Raw genomic sequence first — 15682 nt, 5'->3', positions numbered from 1 at the left:
GCTAGTGATTAGGGGATCAATTGCCGGCCTCGAACCATTTCTGGACGAGCTTGTCATAACTGCCGTCGGCCTTGACCTTGGCGAGAGCGCCGTTCAGCTCCTTCGTCAGTTCGGGCAGGTCCTTGCGGACGGCCATGCCGTACTCCTCGACCGTGAGCTGCTTGTCGATCACCTTCACGCCCGGACGGCTCTGCGCGAAGAGCTTCGCGGCGGGCTTGCCGGTCACGGCGGCATCGACGCGACCGATCTCGACGAGGCTGAACATCTCCTGGTTCTTCTCGACTTCGACGCGCTCCACCTTCGGGAACCTCTCCTGCAGGTAGGCGACTGACTTGGTGCCGACCTGGACCGACACCTTCTTGCCCTCGAGATCCTCGGGCCCCTTGATCGTGGTGTTGTCCTTCTTAACGAGCATCACGAGACCGCCCGGATAGTAAGAGTCTGTGAAGTCGACGACTTTTTTCCGTTCATCGGTGATGTAAATGGCCGACACAGCCATGTCGAAGCGCTTGGCGAGCATGCCGGGAATAAGGCCCTTGAAGTCGATAGAGGTCCATTCGACCTTCTTGCCCATCTTCTCGGCCAGGGCCTCAACGAGTTCGATGTCGAAGCCCGTCAGCTTGCCGTCCTTTTGGAACTCGAACGGCATAAAGGTCGCATCGGTCGCGACGCGCAGCGTGTCAGGTGTCTGAGCCTGCGCGACGCTCACACAGGCCAGTGCTCCGACTAGGCCGAGAGCGAGCTTACGAAGTAACGTCATGTGGTACCCCTCTGTTGTTGACGTTTAGACTTGGTGGAGACACAGCGAGATGGCTTTCGCCGCCTCGATGGTTTGTTGCACGAGTTCATCGCGCCGATTGGCGACGCGCGTGCTCGGGATCATGAGGCTGATGCTGCCTTCGAGGCGTTCGCCCGGCGAAAAAATCGGCGCGCTTGCGCCCCAGACGCCGGGATCGACCTCGCCTTCACTCTCCGCATAGCCGTTCGCGCGGATCGCCTTCAACTCGCGGAGGAGGGCCGAGCGTTCGTCAGGGTTCCCGCCGAGAAGCCGGTCGCAGACTTCGTCCTGCACTGATTGAGGCAAGAAGGCCAGCAAAGCCTTCGCCGAAGCGCCGCGGCTTAGGGGCTGCGAGCGTCCTTTGCTGTACGAACACCGCAGGGACAGCGGACTCTCGATCATCTCGACGCAATAGACGTCTGTGCCCAGCGCCTTCATCAGGCCGACGCTCTCCTGCGTGCGCAGGGACAGGCGCTGCATCTCGGGCAATGCCAAGGCCAGAACATGCGAAGTCCGATCAAAATTCTGCGCGATCCGCATGCAGACCGGGCCCGGGCCGTATCCAATATCGCGCCCGAGGTCGACGATGAAGCCGCTCTCTTTGAGAGAGGTGAGATGCCGGTAGGCACTCGACAGCGGAATGCCGGCAAGTTCACTAACCCGCTTTGCGGACAAAGGCTCCTTCGCGGTCGCAACCGTTGCTAGCACATCCAAAACCCGTTCCGCACCCGACATCCGGTTCCTCAAATTCTCACTAAACGGGATTACTATTATCAAATCTTGAGAAAAACAAGCCTGTCAGTTCGTAGTATGGCGGCAACTCAGCAGTTACCTGGATCGCCTACAGGTTTTAATAGGGACGTCGCAATGCCAACGATATCCCTCTTCAACGAAGACCGTGCGGCATCGCGGTAGGCCGCCGTTGTGATCGCTCATGATCGAGGAGTGGGAACACATCGAAATGTCGCTTGTTGGCACCTCTCGGAAGTAGACCCAAAGTCTGCTCTCGCGAGGAACACCGGAGGTTCCTGGAGGTCAGGGGATCGGCAGTGCGTGACCCAATGCAGGCATTCCGGATTTGCGCTGCTAGGGGAACTCGACACTCATGATGTTGAAACTTCGCGCCTTGGAAGAAAGCTGGGCGCTAATCAACTCGCGTGGAAATCTCATCTGCTAGGCACTTACGCACGTGACAGTGTTAGCGCTTCCTCAAAATCAGCCGTCCTCAGGCTCTCATCTGAGAGTCCCCGCTCGATGGCCTTAGCGATGGCCAATTCCGCATCAGGATGACCCAGATGCTCGAGCATCATAGCCCCTGCCCAAATTTGTCCGACCGAGCTGGCGACCCCTCTGCCGGCGATGTCCGACGCAGAGCCATGGGCTGGCTCAGCTCCAAACCAATGTTGAACCAACTACTTAGATCAAGCAGTAAAATTGCTCACCAGCCTCTAATAGCTTGCATTGAGCAATGGGATTGCTCGCAGTCCCACAGCTAGATGTTTGATCCCGGGGTTTGATGGTGCGATATTATCCTCAGGATGGAGGGACGCGCTATGGGCCAAGTTCTCCATGGGAGCGCCACGACGACAGAGGCGATCCGTCGAGCAATACAAAATAGTCAAGCGAGCTTGAGGGCCCTGGCCGAGCGCCATGGCATCAACCCCAAGACCGTCGCCAAATAAAGGAAGCGGGACACCACCGCAGATCGCCCGACGGGGCCGAGAGCACCGCATTCCACGGTGCTCTCGGTCCAGGAAGAGGCGATCGTCGTCGCCTTCCGCCGGCATACCCTGCTGCCGCTGGATGACTGTCTCTACGCCCTGCAAGCCACAATCCCGCACCTGACGCGCTCATCGCTCCATCGTTGCCTGCAGCGGCATGGCATCAGCCGCCTGCCCGAGGTGACCGGCGACAAGCCCGCCAAGAAGAGGTTCAAGGCCTACCCCATCGGCTATTTCCATATCGACATCGCTGAAGTGCGCACTGAGGAGGGAAGGCTCTATCTGCTGGTCGCGATTGATCGCACCAGCAAGTTTGCCTTCGTGGAGCTGCACGAGAAGGTGACGACCGGGATCGCCGGCGACTTCCTGCGCGCGCTGATCACGGCCGTGCCGTACAAGGTGCACACGGTGCTGACCGACCATGGCATTCACTTCACCACGCCCAGTAACACGGCTTCTGCAGTCCCGCTGATTAAGAAAGCGATGAAACGCGGCGAGCTCTTCCGGGCCCATGCGTTTGAGTATGCGTGTGCCCAGAACGATGTGGACCATCGCCTGACCAAGCCGAGACATCCCTGGACCAATGGGCAGGTTGAGCGGATGAACCGCACCCTCAAAGACGCGACGGTCAAGCGCTATTACTACGACAGCCATGACCAACTCCGGCAGCATCTGGCTGACTTCGTGAACGCCTACAACTTCGCTCGAAGGCTCAAGACTCTGAAGGGCCTCACACCCTACGAGTTCATCTGCAAAACCTGGCTCAAGGAACCCAAACGCTTCAAACTTGATCCGGTCCATCAAATGCCGGGACTGAACATCTAATATTCGACTAAAGAGCGACGCCAATGTAGAGGCGGATCGCGCTAGATTACTTCGACCGAAGTATAGCCTACAGTCTTGTAGAGCTATATTGTGACCGTAACCATGTGCCAGTAGTGGCTGAGAGATACTGACATGAACAGTCGAGATAATAGTCATGAATCCCTCGAAGACCGGGCACGGCTATTTTCTCGGTGGGCCTATAATGTAAATGTGGCCTGGTTCGACATAGCCCCGCATGCCTGTGCGGACATGAACAGGGGACATCCTCAAGCGGATGAGAAACTTCGACTGATATTTTCGCTTTTGGCAGTGATCGGTATTTGCTTCACCTATCTCCTTGCCAACGAGTAGATCCGAGCCCACGAATTTCGGCATTGTTGCAGTAGCTTGGATATGACACTGTGAACGCAGGCGAACAGGTGGTTCTGGCTGTAATACCGGACAACTGCTCAACGAAACGGACCCCACCTGTCGGTCCTAGCTGCGACAGAATGCAGTGGTCCCGACGGACCATCCGCATGACGTCAAAGTCCATAGGGGTCACAGAAGCAGTTTTCATCCTCGGAAGCCGGGTTTCGGCCGGATCGCGCACTTGTGCGCGCCATGATGCTGTTTAGGTATTTTCGATGTCCGATGTACGACCTCTTTCGGCAGCAGCCCTTCGTTCTGCAGGAGCCAGATCAGTTTCGGTTAAGAAGCAAGCTTGTCGGTCGTGAGGGATGTAGGCGGGTGGTCGCTCATCGTGTCTGATGCCTTGCGCGGGAAGCGATAAACCGCTCGGGTCTTCCGGCAGTCTGCCAACATGAAGTCGTTCAGTTGCCCGTGCTTGTCGACCGCGCGGGAGAGATATTTTCAGCGGCCGCCGACGCGCACAGAGGTCTCATCCACGCGCCACGAACCGGATCGATACCCCTTGATGCTGGTGCACCCTCTTCACGATCTCAAGGGGATACTGCTGAACACAGCGAAAGATCGCGCTCTGGTTGGCCTCCACGCCGCGCTCCTGGATCATTTCGGCAAGATCGCGGAAACTGATTCCGTAACCTCGTTCCGAGTTTTTGCGCCGTCCTCTCGACTCTCAATCTGGATGAGCTCTTCAGCGATTACCATGTCGTTGCGCTCGCAGTTGTGCTCGAAGGCATCGGCCTTGCTGAGAGCAGTCGCGCCAGAGCCTCAGCTGAGGCCCCCATCAGCCAGGATCGTGCGACCGGTGATCCAGCCTGAATCTGGAGCGGCTAGGAAGGCGACGATGCCCGAGATATCGTCTGGTAGTCCGATTCGTCCCAGAGGGGTTGTGGAGCGGATAGCCTCACCCCGCTCCTGAATGATCGCTGCGGTCATATCGGTTTCGATGACGCCGGGCGCCACCGCGTTAATTGTGATACCTTTTGGTCCGAGCTCTTTGCTGAAGGCATGGACCAAGGCCGATACCGCCGCTTTTGATGCAGCGTAGACCGAACTGGTCGGGATCGGGCTGGTAGCAAGACGTGACGAGAAGTGCACGATGCGACCCCCCGGCGAAGTCATGAAGGGAACGACCGCCTGCGTCAGCAGAACCGTCCCAACCACATTGGCGTCCATGATCTCCCGAACGAAAGCCGCATCCATCGAGCCAAGCGGTCGGTAAGGAGCGATGCCCGCACTGTTGACCAGAATATCAATGCCGCCGAATTGAGTGGAGACGGCCCGTAAGAGGCTATCTATCGCAGAGCTCTGTGCAACGTCAGCTTCGAACGCGGCAGCTTTTCCTCCAGCTTTCGTAATTTCGGCTACGACGTCATCCGCCGCGTCCCGACGAGTTTTGTAAGTTACGGCAACCTGCGCTCCCATGGAGGCAAGCCTCCGAGCAACAGCAGCGCCGATGCCGCGTGATCCACCCACCACCAGCGCGGCCTTCGAGCTTAGAGAAGACGATGCATTCATGAACGAGGTTCCTGTCGAAAACGATGAACTCGACCTCTCGTGGGATCATATTCGATCGAGCAACATTCTAAGCGCCGCAAGCGTAAAGCCGAAAGTTAAGTCTCACCGCTCAAGCACCGATAGACAGCTCAGAGGGCTCTGTTGCATCAATCTTGGCAGTTTAGAAAAGGCGACGATCTGAGCGCTGCCTGATCTCCGGCTCTATCTCTGCGTCCCCCAAGCTCCGGATCCAACAGCGGCCGAAAAATTGACCTTTTCGTGACTCACTGGAATGGCCGCGGCCTTGAGGACCGTGGCTTCCCAGTTGTCAAGATAGGCCTGACGCTCGCCATCGCTGACACGCGGAGCCGCATAAGCGACGAACGGCGGCAGAACCTCGAAGCCCATATATTGCAGCAGCAATCGTTCGACCGGGTAGAGGACGGTTCCGATCTCGCCGTACACGCCCTCTTTCGTGAAACGTTGCGGTGTGCCCCCAGTGGTCACCGAGAACAAGGCCCGACGGCCTTTGAAGAGGCCAGTATCGAAGCGGGTGCCATCTACGTAGGCGAAGCCGTAGGCGAGTACCCGGTCGATCCACCCTTTCAGAATGGCGGGTGTGCCGCCCCACCATAGAGGAAACTGCAGCACCAGCAGGTCGGCCATGCTCACGCGCTCCTGTTCACGCCGGATCTCCGGCGCGAAAGTGCCATTGCGTGCCGCGTGCTCCTGTTCGGACTGATAATGAAACCGCTCTGGATTGACCACGGACGTGAAGTCGTGCCGACCGGCCACGGGATCAAAGCGTTCAGCATAAAGATCCGACACTTCTACCGTGTGGCCCGCGCGAATGAGCGCCTCAACGGCTCTGTCCTTCAAGGCTCCCGTGAAGGAGGCGGGCTCGGGATGGGCATAGACGATCAGAGCATGCATGGCATCGGGCTTTCTGCAGCGCCAGGGTGCTGCGAGTGAGGGCGGCCGGTATCCTAAAAGGCAACGCGGTCGCCACCCTTCAATTCGAGAATGTCGCGCACCTCATCGGGTGTCGCGATCTCGAGGCCCAAGCCCTCAATGATGGTACGGGCCATACGAACCTGCTGAGCATTGGATTCTGCGAGTTGGCCTGGTCCAGCCCAGAGGGAATCCTCCAGTCCCACGCGAACATTGCCGCCTATGGTGGCGGCCATGGTGATGAGCGGCATCTGGTTGCGTCCGGCAGCCAGGACTGACCAACGATAGGCATCTCCGAACAATCGGTCCGCCGTGCGCTTCATGTGCATCACATCCTCAGGATGGGCGCCGATGCCCCCGAGGATGCCGAAGACGCTTTGCACGAAGAAGGGCGGCTTCACCAATCCCCGGTCCACAAAGTGCGCGAGGGTATAGAGATGACCAATATCATAGCATTCCACCTCGAAGCGCGTGCCGTTATCGGAACCAGTAGTCAGGATATGTTCGATATCGAGAAAGGTATTTTTGAAGATCCGGTCCTTGGAGTCTTCGAGGTAGGGGCGCTCCCAATCATGCTTGAACTCCTTGAAGCGGTTTAGCATCGGGTAGAGGCCGAAATTCATGGAGCCCATATTGAGGGAGGCAACCTCCGGCTTGAACGTGGCAGCCGGACGAAGCCGCTCCTCCACGCTCATAGTCGGCGCGCCGCCCGTGGTAATGTTAATGACACAGTTCGAGCGCTGCTTGATGACCTTCAGAAAAGGCTCGAATCCTTCCGGGGACTGATCCGGCTTTCCGGTCATCGGATCTCGAGCATGGAGATGAACGATGGCTGCGCCAGCCTCGGCTGCGCCGATGGCCGCTTCCGCAATCTCCTCCGCCGTCACCGGAAGGTGCGGCGACATGGATGGGGTATGGATGGAGCCGGTGACGGCACAGGTGATGATAACCTTGCGGGGCTTTGCCATGAGATAGGTGTCTTTCTTCCCGAGCAAATGCCGACTGGCCGCTTTTATCATCTTGGCAGAGGTAGCAGTTGCCTTCGCTGAGCAAGGGTGTGCTGCGACCCTCAGCGACTGACGGATGCGGGAAGGCTGGCTTCAAGGCCCAGCGTGCGTGCCGCGTTGAGTGACACCATCTTGCGGATGTCGCCGTCGGAATATCCAAGTTCCATGCAAAGCTTGATTCCCCGGCGAATGCCCTCAATGGGATGGATGTTGCCGATCTGGCCGAGATCGGAGCACAGAATCGTGCTGTCGACGCCCGCCGCATCGATATGCTTCTTCAGATCTTCCGGCGCGCTTGTCTGGAACTTGTTGCCTTCCAAGAACATGCAGAGAGAGTGCTCGACGGCAGCACCCATAGCGGCAATGCCGCGCACATCCTCGAGTGACGCGCCGACGATATCCTCGGGATGGGTGAAGATCATGCGCTTTACGCCCCGCTTCTTCGCTTCCTCGAAGATGATCCAGGTTTCTCTGGCATGGACATGGCCGCTTGCGAGTGCGAGGTCGGTCTTGGCAATCACATCGAGGATTTCCTTCACGTCGTCGCGCACGGCTTTGTTCGCGTCCAACACGGGAATGGCGCGTGCCGGACGGATTTTCTGTGTCGATGCCGGGTGCACCCAGCCTGAGGTCTTTTCCCACTCGAAGTGGTTTTCCGCCGCAAGCGTCGGCAGCCAGACGATCTTGCCGCCCATGGCGGCCGTGTGCTCGACGGCATAGGCATTGAGGCCGCCCACCACGTTGTTGAGCGCGATGCCGGAATAGACCTTGGTGGTGAGTTCCGGATAATGTTTGCTGATCAGCGCTGCCGTCATTACGCCGGAATAGTCGTGATCCTTCGTGACGATCGCGGCAAAGCCCGCAGCCGAAGCATCGCGCGCGAGTTCGAGATGATCGACGCTGCGGGCGGCGATGGAAGGCCCGCTATGAACGTGCGGGTCAATGGCTCCAACGAGCAGGTCGTCGATCCTTTGTTCAACCGTCTTCTGAGCTGTTGCCGAATCCATGATGAAAATCCTCTACTTATTATGGACTGCTTCGGTTCAAGCCTTGGTGGCGGCGAACTCGGCCAGAACTTGGCTGGCAGCCTGGCGCATCAAGCCTTGATCAGATGAGATGATGAAGCTCGTGGCTCCATATTCCGCGAACGTGGCGGCTTCCGCCGCATTGGCCGCCATCATGCAGATGGGCTTTCCCGCCTTCCTGCCGGCAGCGCAGATGCGCCTGACTACATCGAGAATCTCGAGGGAATCCATCGCTGGTGCGCCGAGGGCTACCGTCAGATCCCCGCGCCCGATGAAGAGCCCGTGAATCCCATCGACAGAAGCGATCGCCTCGATGTCGTCGAGGGCTTCCGGATCCTCGATCATGGCGATCACCGTTACCTCGGCATCGGCCGCGTCCACATGCTGCCAGATGCCCCTGCCGCCGTAGCGGCCGGCACGGGGTGAATTGGAGAAGCCCCGTTTGCCCCCGCGATACCGGCATGCGGCTGCGATCTCCTGGGCCTTCTGGACCGACGACACGTGGGGAACAAGCACACCGGCGGCCCCATCATCGAGAACGGAAAGAAGACGCGAGGGGGTAGGTTCCGCGACCCGGACGATTCCAGCCGTGCCGCTGGCGCGAGCGGCAAGGAGCAGCATGTCGATGGTGACACGATCGAACGGTGCGTGCTCCTCGTCGATGACCACAAAGTCAAAACCGAGATCGCCGAGGATTTCGGTGGTGTGAGTGGTCGGGGTTTTCACGAAGGTGCCGATGAGGCGTTCGCCCGACGAGAGACGCCGCCGGAAGGCAGCGGCGGCAGGGCGATCCTGTGGCGTTGACATGGGGGCGGCGTCTCCCTATGGTGTTTCGTTAGGCAGAACGTGGTTTCGATAAACGTTCGCACCGTTGGGCTTGTCAGTCAAGCGTCGGCCGATCTGTTGAGCCTGCCGCCTTTCGTGACAGCGTGGGCGGATCACGTAGAACTTCTTGGGAATAAGACGATGCCACGAATTGTGGGTGAGGCGGGCGACGGGGTTCAAGCCGTCGTCCTGACATTGCGGATCCTGGAGCGGTTGGCGGAGGAGGGAAGACCCATGGGCGTCACCGCCCTTGCCCAGGCTCTCGGAACTACGAAGAGCCGGATCTACCGCCATTTGAGGACCCTGACGCAGGAGGGCTATATCCTGCAATCCTCCGATACGGAGCGTTATCAGGTAGGAGCAAGGCTCGCAGCGCTTGGCCGCTTGGCCGGGGACACATTCGACCTCACGAGCGTGGCGGCAAGCACCCTCCGCGAATTGCGGGATACGCTCGGAAATTTCTCGGTCGTATCCCAGGTGGAGCCTGAGGGGGTTCGCGTATTGGCGACCCTACCGGGAAAATCGCCGATTGAGATCGGCGTGAAACGTGGATCCTTGCTTTCATTCCATGGCTCGGCTCAAGGCAAGGTCGCTCTTGCTTTCGGGGACGAGAGCCTGCGCGCATCTGTGTTTCGGTCGCGCCTCGAGCTTCTGACGCCCAAGACCATCGTCAGTCACGCCGTCCTGCGCAAGGAAATCGAGAAGGTGCGGCGGCAGGGGTGGGCGGTCGCGGCCAACGAAGTGGTCATCGGGCTCAACGCCTTGGCGGCTCCCATCTTCAGCGCAGGCGGGGTGCTCATCGGCACTGTCAGCATCGTCGACTCCATTCAGTTCATCGAGGAGGAGCCGACCCGTGAACAGACGGAACGCATCGTCGAGGCGGGACGAAAGATCTCAGCGGCCCTTGGTTTCGTCGAAGGCGATATTCTGCCGGTTGACATGCCCAAGTCGTAACGGCATCGTAGAGAAAATAGAACGTTGTTCTGAACAACGAAACAGAGAGGAAACACCTATGAACCGTCTCGGCCTTTTGACGGCCTCACTCCTGCTCTCGGCCCTGCCATTGACAGCGTCGGCGCAAGATACGTTCAAGATCGGCTCGTCCGTAGGACTGACGGGCTATGCAGCGGTGAATGACCGCGCGTGGCGCGACAGCCTTCTGCTGGCCGCCGAGATGCTCAACGCCAAAGGGGGACTTCTCGGCAAGAAGGTCGAAGTGGTCGTCGAGGACAATCGCTCGGAGCCCCAGGAGGCGGTGGTCGGATATCGCAAGATGATGTCCAACGACGAGGTGCAAGTCTTCGACAGTGGCTGCGTCTCCGCAGGCAATTCCGCGGCAGCGGGCTCCGTGGTCCGGGCCAAGGTCCCCATGGTGCTGTGCTCGATCCTGCCCAACCGACCCGAAGAGCAGAAGTGGGCCTTCAGCGTGCTGCCGCCGCCCCGGTTCGAGGTGGAATCGCGCTATCAGTACCTCAAGGACAAGACCGAAATCCGCAAGGTCGGCATCCTGCACGATCCCACGCCTTACGCTCTTCTTACGAAGGACCTCGGCGTGAAGATGGCGAAAGACTTCGGCCTCGAGGTGGTCGCCGTCGAGACCTACAACACCAACGATGCGGATCTCAGCGTTCAGATCGGCAAGATCAACGGCGCAGGCGCTGGTGCGATCATCAAGATGGGGCAGGGCGGATCGACCGTCACGGTGGCCAAGAACATCAAGCAGCTCGGCCTCGACAAGATGCTTCTGATGGCAAGCCTGGACGACGGTGAGACCTTCACGCAGGCCGGCGAAATTCTGGGTGATCGCTTCATGTTCGTCGCGCCCGGCGTGCAGATTCCGGAATCCATTCCCGAAGGTCCTGCCCGTCAGGCGACGGAAGACTTCCTCAAGATCTGGCGCGAGAAGCACGGCAACCGCGACGCCAACGCCGCGGGCCGTGCCTGGGATTCGATGATGCTCATCGCGAAAGCGGTCGAGACGGCCAAGTCCACGGACGGCACCGCGATCCGCGACGCCTTTGAGAAGATCTCCGGCTTCCAGGGGGCATTCGCGTCGTTCAACTTCTCGCCCGAGCAGCATAACGGCATCACCGAGAATCCCTTCCGCATCGGTGTCGTCCGCGACAAGAAGCTGGCGGCCAGGTGAGCGGTCTCGCCATGGCGCCGGATCGGGCTCTGCTCGATGTGCGTGACATCTCCGCTCACTATGGCCGTGTTCACGCACTCAAACCTACCAATCTTCACGTCAAAGAGGGCGAGCTCGTCACGATCCTCGGGCCCAACGGAGCAGGGAAATCCACCCTGCTCCGGGCTCTCACCAAGCTGACTGCATCCAAGGGACAGGTTCTTTTCAAGGGTCAGGACATCAGCGCCCTGCCTACTCATGCCCTGGCTCGCCTCGGCATCATCATGGTGCAGGAAGGGCGAGGTCTCTTCGGGCAGATGTCCGTCATGGAGAACTTGATCTTGGGCGGCTACACCCTGACCGGATCCGCGCGTGACGCGGAGCAGCGTCTGGATACGGTGTTCGGGCTTTTCCCGCGCCTGCGGGAGAGAACCAATCAGGTGGCGTCCTCCCTTTCCGGCGGCGAGCAGCAGATGCTCGCCATCGGGCGGGCCCTGATGGCCGACCCGAAGCTCCTCATGCTCGACGAGCCATCGCTCGGCCTTGCGCCCCGCGTCGCCGCCGAGATCATCGAAACTCTCGGTGAGCTCAACCGGCGCGGGCTCGGCATTCTGCTTGTCGAGCAGAAAGCGCCTCTCGCGCTCAAACTGGCTAAGCGCGTCTACGTGATCTCGCTCGGTGAGATCGTTGCGGAACTTCCAGCTCACGAGATTCAATCGCACCATGACCTCGCCCGCTATTACCTCCACTGAGCAAGCGCCTCCGCGCATTCGCGGCAGCTTCGGCCTGGCGATGCCCGTCATCGTCGCGGTCGCTGCTATCCTCATCGCATTCGGGTTCAGCGGCTATCTCGTCACGGTTTTCGGCTTCGCGGCCATTTACGGGATCTTCGTGACCGGCCTGAACTTCTTCATGGGCTATACGGGCCAGGCATCCTTCGGTCAGAACGCCTTCGCGGCCTTGGGCGGATACTCCTCCGCCATTCTCACGGCAACGTATGGTTTCGAACCCATCGTCGCTCTCTTCCTGGCGATGATCCTATCCGGCGTCGTGGCGCTGGTGGTGGGCTATCCCACCCTGCGCCTGCGCGGGCATTATCTCGCCATGGCGACCTTCGCCCTCGGCCTGATCGTGTACGAAATCGCCGTGGAATGGACGAGCCTGACGCAGGGCTACATGGGCTATTCGGGCATTCCGCCCATCGGCATCTTCGGTTATGAGCTCACGACCGAGAAGACGCAGCTCATTGCTCTCGCGGCTATTCTGCTCCTGGGCGTGTGGATCTCCAGCCGCCTGCGTCATTCCCGTTTCGGCCGGGCTCTGAGGGCCATCGCGGGCAGCGAGCAGGCGGCAAGCGCTCTCGGGATCAAGGTATCGCGCTACAAGCTCGCGGCCTTCGTGGTCGCGGCTCTTTATGCTTCGGTGGCGGGATCGCTGTTCGCCCATTTCGTGGGCTTCATCAGCCCTGAGGTGTTCGGCACGAACATGGTCGTGTTGAGCTTTACGATGCTTTATCTCGGCGGCATCGGAAGCGCCTGGGGGCCGGTGATCGGCGCCGTGATCGTTTCTCTGCTCCCCGAGGCCCTGCGCGGCCTGAAAGAGCTTCAGGACGTCTTCTACTGCGCCATCCTGATCGCCATCCTCATCTTTCTGCCCAAAGGCCTGACAGGCTTGGCCGCTCTCGTGCAAGATCGTACGGGATGGGGGAGGAAGTAGGCATGTCTCTTCTTTCCATCCGCAATGTCACTAAGCGCTTCGGCGGTCTGGTCGCCAACGACTCGATCAGCATCGAGGTCCCGGAAGGCACGCTGTTCGCAGTGATCGGTCCGAACGGCGCCGGAAAGACCACGCTGTTCAACATGGTTTCCGGTACCTTCTCACCGACCTCCGGCTCCATCCACTTCGACGGGCAGCAGATCAGCAGCCTCCCTCAGGATGAAGTGGCGGGACGCGGTCTCATCCGAACCTATCAGCTCGTGCAGCTCTTCAAGGATCTCACGGTCGCCGAGAACGTGCAGGTCGGTTTCCACCGGGTGACCAAGGGCGGCATCGGTTCAGCCTTGTTTCATCCGAGGTGGATGCGCGAGCAGGAGCGCGAGATCGCGCAGGAAACGCGCAACATCCTCGCCTTCGTGGGCCTGGGCGACCGGCATGACGTTCCTGCCGATCAGCTGCCTTACGGCCAGCAGCGGCTTCTCGAAGTCGCCCGGGCGTTGGCCGCCAAGCCGCGCCTGATGCTCCTCGACGAGCCGGCCGCAGGTCTCAACGTTCAAGAGACCGAAGCGCTCGCCGAAGTGATCCGCGCTGTGCATGCCCGTGGCATTACGGTCGTGCTGATCGAGCACGATATGGGCCTCATCATGAAAGTCGCCCAGCGCATAGTCGTTCTCGACTTCGGCCGGAAGATCGCCGAAGGCACTCCGGACGAGATCCGGTCCCACCCCGATGTGATCGCCGCCTATCTTGGTGGAACGGAGTACGCCAATGTCTGATGCCACCCAAATCATTCAAAGTCTCGTCAACGGCGTCGGCGTCGGCCTGATCTACGGCCTCATCGGCATCGGCTTTTGCGTCATCTACAACGCCAGCGGCATCGTGAACTTCGCCCAGGGCGTTTTCGTGATGCTGGGCGGCATGATCTGCCACGCCCTGCTGACACGCCTCGGCCTGCCGATCTACCTGGCCGCATTGCTGGCGATCCCGATCACGGCCGGCATCGGCATTCTGATTGAGATCCTCGTCGTGCGTCCCATGTGGAACCGGGGCGCGGCCCTGTTCGCCATCGTGCTGGCGACGCTCGCGACGCAGATCATGATCGAGCGCATTACCATCCTGACCCTCGGCGACCAGCCGCGCAGCTATGATGAGTTCACCTCTGGGGGGCCGTTGAAGCTCGGTGACGTGGCAGTCGGATACCAGCTGTTCTGGATCCTGGGCGGCGGCGCTCTGATGGTGACGCTGCTTTGGCTGTTCTTCACCCGCACCCGGACTGGGCGCGCCCTGCGGGCCTGTTCCCAAAACCGCGAAGCCGCAGCTCTCCTTGGCATCCCGGTATCACGCATGCTGCTCGTTTCGTTCGCCTTGAGCGCTGCCCTTGGAGCCGTGGCGGGCATCCTGGTCACGCCAACCCAGGTGACCGCCTTCAATGTGGGCACGCCCTTCGGCGTGAGCGGCTTCATCGCCGCCATTATCGGGGGCTTCGGCAGTGCTGCGGGCGCGCTTGCGGGCGGCATCCTGCTCGGCGTGCTGCAGGCCATCGCCATCGTGCTGTTCGGTGCAGGCTTGAAGAACGTGGCCGCGCTGTCGACCCTGCTGGTGGTGCTGCTCTTCTTCCCGAGCGGGATCTTCGCAGGCCTGAAAAGTCTCAGGAAAGCGGCTTGATCCGATGCCGACATCATGATGTCGCAGGCCGCAATGGTGTCGGCCCGCGCAGGTTTTCCCATGGAGATGTGAACCATGTACGACAAATCCGATCCACGCGCCGCACTCGCGAGCGTGCCTGCTGCGGCCGGTCCGGTCTGGACCGAGTACTCGCCAGCCGATTACAGCCGTTTCTATGAGACGCAGCCGCAAGAGAGCGGCTCCTGGGGACGAACCTGGCTGGTCCGCGGTCAGAACGGCATCGTGGCCTATTCGGAGGTGGAGGCAGGTGCTCGCTTCGACCGGAAGGATCAATTGGACGAATGGGTGCTGATCCTGCCGGATCCCAGCATCACGGCAACGATCACGGCGGGCGGGGAAACCAAGACCGTCGACGGCTACTCGGTTACCTTCATCCCGCCGGGCGACAGCACCCTCGCCATCCATGAAAAGGGGCGCGTGGTCCGCCTCTTCACCACGCAATCGCAGGATCTCGCGGCGAAGTGCCCAAACGCCTCGGCCCATGAGACAAGGCATGAGAACATGCCTGAGTTCCAACCTTGGCCCGTGCCGTCGGACGGCTATCGCATCAGAACCTACAGCCTCGACGTACCCGAGGAGCCCGGACGCTTCGGTCGGATCTGGCGCTGCACCACCTTCATGGTGAACTATCTCGCGCCTCAGATCGGGCCACGGGACATCACCAAGCTCTCGCCTCACTACCATGACGAGTTCGAGCAATACTCTCTGGCCATGCAGGGTTCGTTCATTCACCACATGAGATGGCCCTGGACTCCCAACATGAAGATGTGGCGCCAGGACGAGCACGAGTTCTGCGGCACGCCGTCCGTGGCCGTCATTCCTCCGCCAGCGATCCATACCACCCGCGGCATGGACCCGGGCATCAATCAGCTCGTCGATATTTTCTCGCCCCCGCGCATGGATTTTTCCCTGAAGCCCGGATGGGTCCTGAATGCCGATGATTACCCGATGCCATGATCTGTCTGCAGGGTGGCCGGACTAGGCTGCCCTGGCATTGTCATGTCTGGATGGCGCCCGTTTGGCAATGTGCTTATTGATGATGCTTGGGCCTAGCGGGGCGGGTGCGGTCATGTCTCCGGCCTTTTAGCGCGGCATTTCACGACCGCTGGCCCTGATGTTTT

General features: G+C 60.1%; 15 protein-coding genes and 2 pseudogenes. 8 read left to right on the top strand and 9 right to left on the bottom strand.

Annotated features, from left to right (window positions below):
* Positions 1 to 16 precede the first annotated feature (16 nt).
* The 3 genes from NF876_RS02200 to NF876_RS02190 form a co-directional block, all read right to left on the bottom strand.
* A complete protein-coding gene (locus tag NF876_RS02200) occupies positions 17 to 760 on the bottom strand; it encodes a glutamine ABC transporter substrate-binding protein (RefSeq protein ID WP_210806803.1) in 744 nt (247 codons plus the stop codon).
* A 24-nt stretch (positions 761 to 784) separates the two neighbouring features.
* Positions 785 to 1513, bottom strand: coding sequence for an IclR family transcriptional regulator (locus NF876_RS02195; RefSeq protein WP_210806805.1), 729 nt, complete (start codon positions 1511 to 1513; stop codon positions 785 to 787).
* A gap of 446 nt (positions 1514 to 1959) precedes the next feature.
* Complete coding sequence (locus NF876_RS02190) at positions 1960 to 2190, bottom strand: isocitrate/isopropylmalate family dehydrogenase (RefSeq protein WP_210806807.1); 231 nt, start codon at positions 2188 to 2190, stop codon at positions 1960 to 1962.
* 141 nt (positions 2191 to 2331) lie between these two features.
* Here NF876_RS02190 and NF876_RS02185 point away from each other — a divergent pair.
* Positions 2332 to 3324, top strand: a pseudogene (locus tag NF876_RS02185) (IS481 family transposase).
* Positions 3325 to 4014: 690 nt separating this feature from the next.
* Here the strand turns inward: NF876_RS02185 and NF876_RS43350 are convergent.
* From NF876_RS43350 to NF876_RS02160, 6 genes and pseudogenes are all read right to left on the bottom strand, one after another.
* A pseudogene (locus NF876_RS43350) lies at positions 4015 to 4164 on the bottom strand (DDE-type integrase/transposase/recombinase); the annotation flags it as partial.
* Positions 4165 to 4497: 333 nt separating this feature from the next.
* Positions 4498 to 5247, bottom strand: coding sequence for an SDR family NAD(P)-dependent oxidoreductase (locus NF876_RS02180; RefSeq protein ID WP_210806809.1), 750 nt, complete (start codon positions 5245 to 5247; stop codon positions 4498 to 4500).
* A gap of 201 nt (positions 5248 to 5448) precedes the next feature.
* Complete coding sequence (locus NF876_RS02175; RefSeq protein WP_210806811.1) at positions 5449 to 6159, bottom strand: NAD(P)H-dependent oxidoreductase; 711 nt, start codon at positions 6157 to 6159, stop codon at positions 5449 to 5451.
* A gap of 53 nt (positions 6160 to 6212) precedes the next feature.
* Positions 6213 to 7145, bottom strand: coding sequence for a 3,5-dioxohexanoate:acetyl-CoA acetone transferase (gene kce, locus NF876_RS02170; protein ID WP_210806813.1), 933 nt, complete (start codon positions 7143 to 7145; stop codon positions 6213 to 6215).
* A gap of 101 nt (positions 7146 to 7246) precedes the next feature.
* The gene (locus NF876_RS02165; RefSeq protein ID WP_210806815.1) at positions 7247 to 8191 is read right to left on the bottom strand and encodes a DUF6282 family protein; all 945 of its coding nucleotides are present in this window, start codon (positions 8189 to 8191) and stop codon (positions 7247 to 7249) included.
* A 36-nt stretch (positions 8192 to 8227) separates the two neighbouring features.
* The gene (locus tag NF876_RS02160) at positions 8228 to 9016 is read right to left on the bottom strand and encodes an HpcH/HpaI aldolase family protein (RefSeq protein WP_210806817.1); all 789 of its coding nucleotides are present in this window, start codon (positions 9014 to 9016) and stop codon (positions 8228 to 8230) included.
* A gap of 159 nt (positions 9017 to 9175) precedes the next feature.
* Between NF876_RS02160 and NF876_RS02155 the strand changes: the two genes are divergently transcribed.
* The 7 genes from NF876_RS02155 to NF876_RS02125 all read left to right on the top strand — a co-directional run bounded on the left by NF876_RS02155 (position 9176) and on the right by NF876_RS02125 (position 15518).
* Positions 9176 to 9988, top strand: a complete 813-nt coding sequence (locus NF876_RS02155; RefSeq protein ID WP_210806819.1) for an IclR family transcriptional regulator — start codon at positions 9176 to 9178, stop codon at positions 9986 to 9988.
* Positions 9989 to 10046: 58 nt separating this feature from the next.
* Positions 10047 to 11180 (top strand): ABC transporter substrate-binding protein, encoded by a 1134-nt coding sequence (locus NF876_RS02150; protein WP_210806821.1) that lies wholly within the window; start codon positions 10047 to 10049, stop codon positions 11178 to 11180.
* Positions 11177 to 11911 (top strand): ABC transporter ATP-binding protein, encoded by a 735-nt coding sequence (locus tag NF876_RS02145; protein WP_262266466.1) that lies wholly within the window; start codon positions 11177 to 11179, stop codon positions 11909 to 11911. Before NF876_RS02150 ends, NF876_RS02145 begins: the two co-directional genes overlap by 4 nt.
* Positions 11883 to 12875 carry a branched-chain amino acid ABC transporter permease gene (locus NF876_RS02140; protein ID WP_210806824.1) on the top strand — a complete coding sequence of 331 codons (993 nt, stop codon included), beginning with the start codon at positions 11883 to 11885 and terminating at the stop codon, positions 12873 to 12875. Before NF876_RS02145 ends, NF876_RS02140 begins: the two co-directional genes overlap by 29 nt.
* A 2-nt stretch (positions 12876 to 12877) precedes the next feature.
* Complete coding sequence (locus tag NF876_RS02135) at positions 12878 to 13651, top strand: ABC transporter ATP-binding protein (RefSeq protein WP_210806826.1); 774 nt, start codon at positions 12878 to 12880, stop codon at positions 13649 to 13651.
* Positions 13644 to 14540 (top strand): branched-chain amino acid ABC transporter permease, encoded by an 897-nt coding sequence (locus NF876_RS02130; RefSeq protein ID WP_210806828.1) that lies wholly within the window; start codon positions 13644 to 13646, stop codon positions 14538 to 14540. The genes NF876_RS02135 and NF876_RS02130 overlap by 8 nt, the downstream gene beginning before the upstream one ends.
* 75 nt (positions 14541 to 14615) lie before the next feature.
* Positions 14616 to 15518 carry a cupin domain-containing protein gene (locus NF876_RS02125; protein WP_210806830.1) on the top strand — a complete coding sequence of 301 codons (903 nt, stop codon included), beginning with the start codon at positions 14616 to 14618 and terminating at the stop codon, positions 15516 to 15518.
* The last annotated feature ends 164 nt before the right edge of the window (positions 15519 to 15682 follow it).

It is taken from the genome of Microvirga yunnanensis, assembly GCF_025460875.1.
Note: the sequence above shows the minus strand (reverse complement) of the source record. Positions and strands in the feature narration are given on the sequence as shown.

Bases quoted from the DNA above. Each gene is read 5' to 3' on its own strand.
- NF876_RS02175 (WP_210806811.1), bottom strand. From the start codon at position 6,159: ATGCATGCTCTGATCGTCTATGCCCATCCCGAGCCCGCCTCCTTCACG.
- NF876_RS02195 (WP_210806805.1), bottom strand. From the start codon at position 1,513: ATGTCGGGTGCGGAACGGGTTTTGGATGTGCTAGCAACGGTTGCGACC.
- NF876_RS02160 (WP_210806817.1), bottom strand. From the start codon at position 9,016: ATGTCAACGCCACAGGATCGCCCTGCCGCCGCTGCCTTCCGGCGGCGT.
- NF876_RS02140 (WP_210806824.1), top strand. From the start codon at position 11,883: ATGACCTCGCCCGCTATTACCTCCACTGAGCAAGCGCCTCCGCGCATT.
- kce (WP_210806813.1), bottom strand. From the start codon at position 7,145: ATGGCAAAGCCCCGCAAGGTTATCATCACCTGTGCCGTCACCGGCTCC.
- NF876_RS02125 (WP_210806830.1), top strand. From the start codon at position 14,616: ATGTACGACAAATCCGATCCACGCGCCGCACTCGCGAGCGTGCCTGCT.
- NF876_RS02135 (WP_210806826.1), top strand. From the start codon at position 12,878: ATGTCTCTTCTTTCCATCCGCAATGTCACTAAGCGCTTCGGCGGTCTG.
- NF876_RS02155 (WP_210806819.1), top strand. From the start codon at position 9,176: ATGCCACGAATTGTGGGTGAGGCGGGCGACGGGGTTCAAGCCGTCGTC.
- NF876_RS02130 (WP_210806828.1), top strand. From the start codon at position 13,644: ATGTCTGATGCCACCCAAATCATTCAAAGTCTCGTCAACGGCGTCGGC.
- NF876_RS02180 (WP_210806809.1), bottom strand. From the start codon at position 5,247: ATGAATGCATCGTCTTCTCTAAGCTCGAAGGCCGCGCTGGTGGTGGGT.
- NF876_RS02200 (WP_210806803.1), bottom strand. From the start codon at position 760: ATGACGTTACTTCGTAAGCTCGCTCTCGGCCTAGTCGGAGCACTGGCC.
- NF876_RS02165 (WP_210806815.1), bottom strand. From the start codon at position 8,191: ATGGATTCGGCAACAGCTCAGAAGACGGTTGAACAAAGGATCGACGAC.
- NF876_RS02150 (WP_210806821.1), top strand. From the start codon at position 10,047: ATGAACCGTCTCGGCCTTTTGACGGCCTCACTCCTGCTCTCGGCCCTG.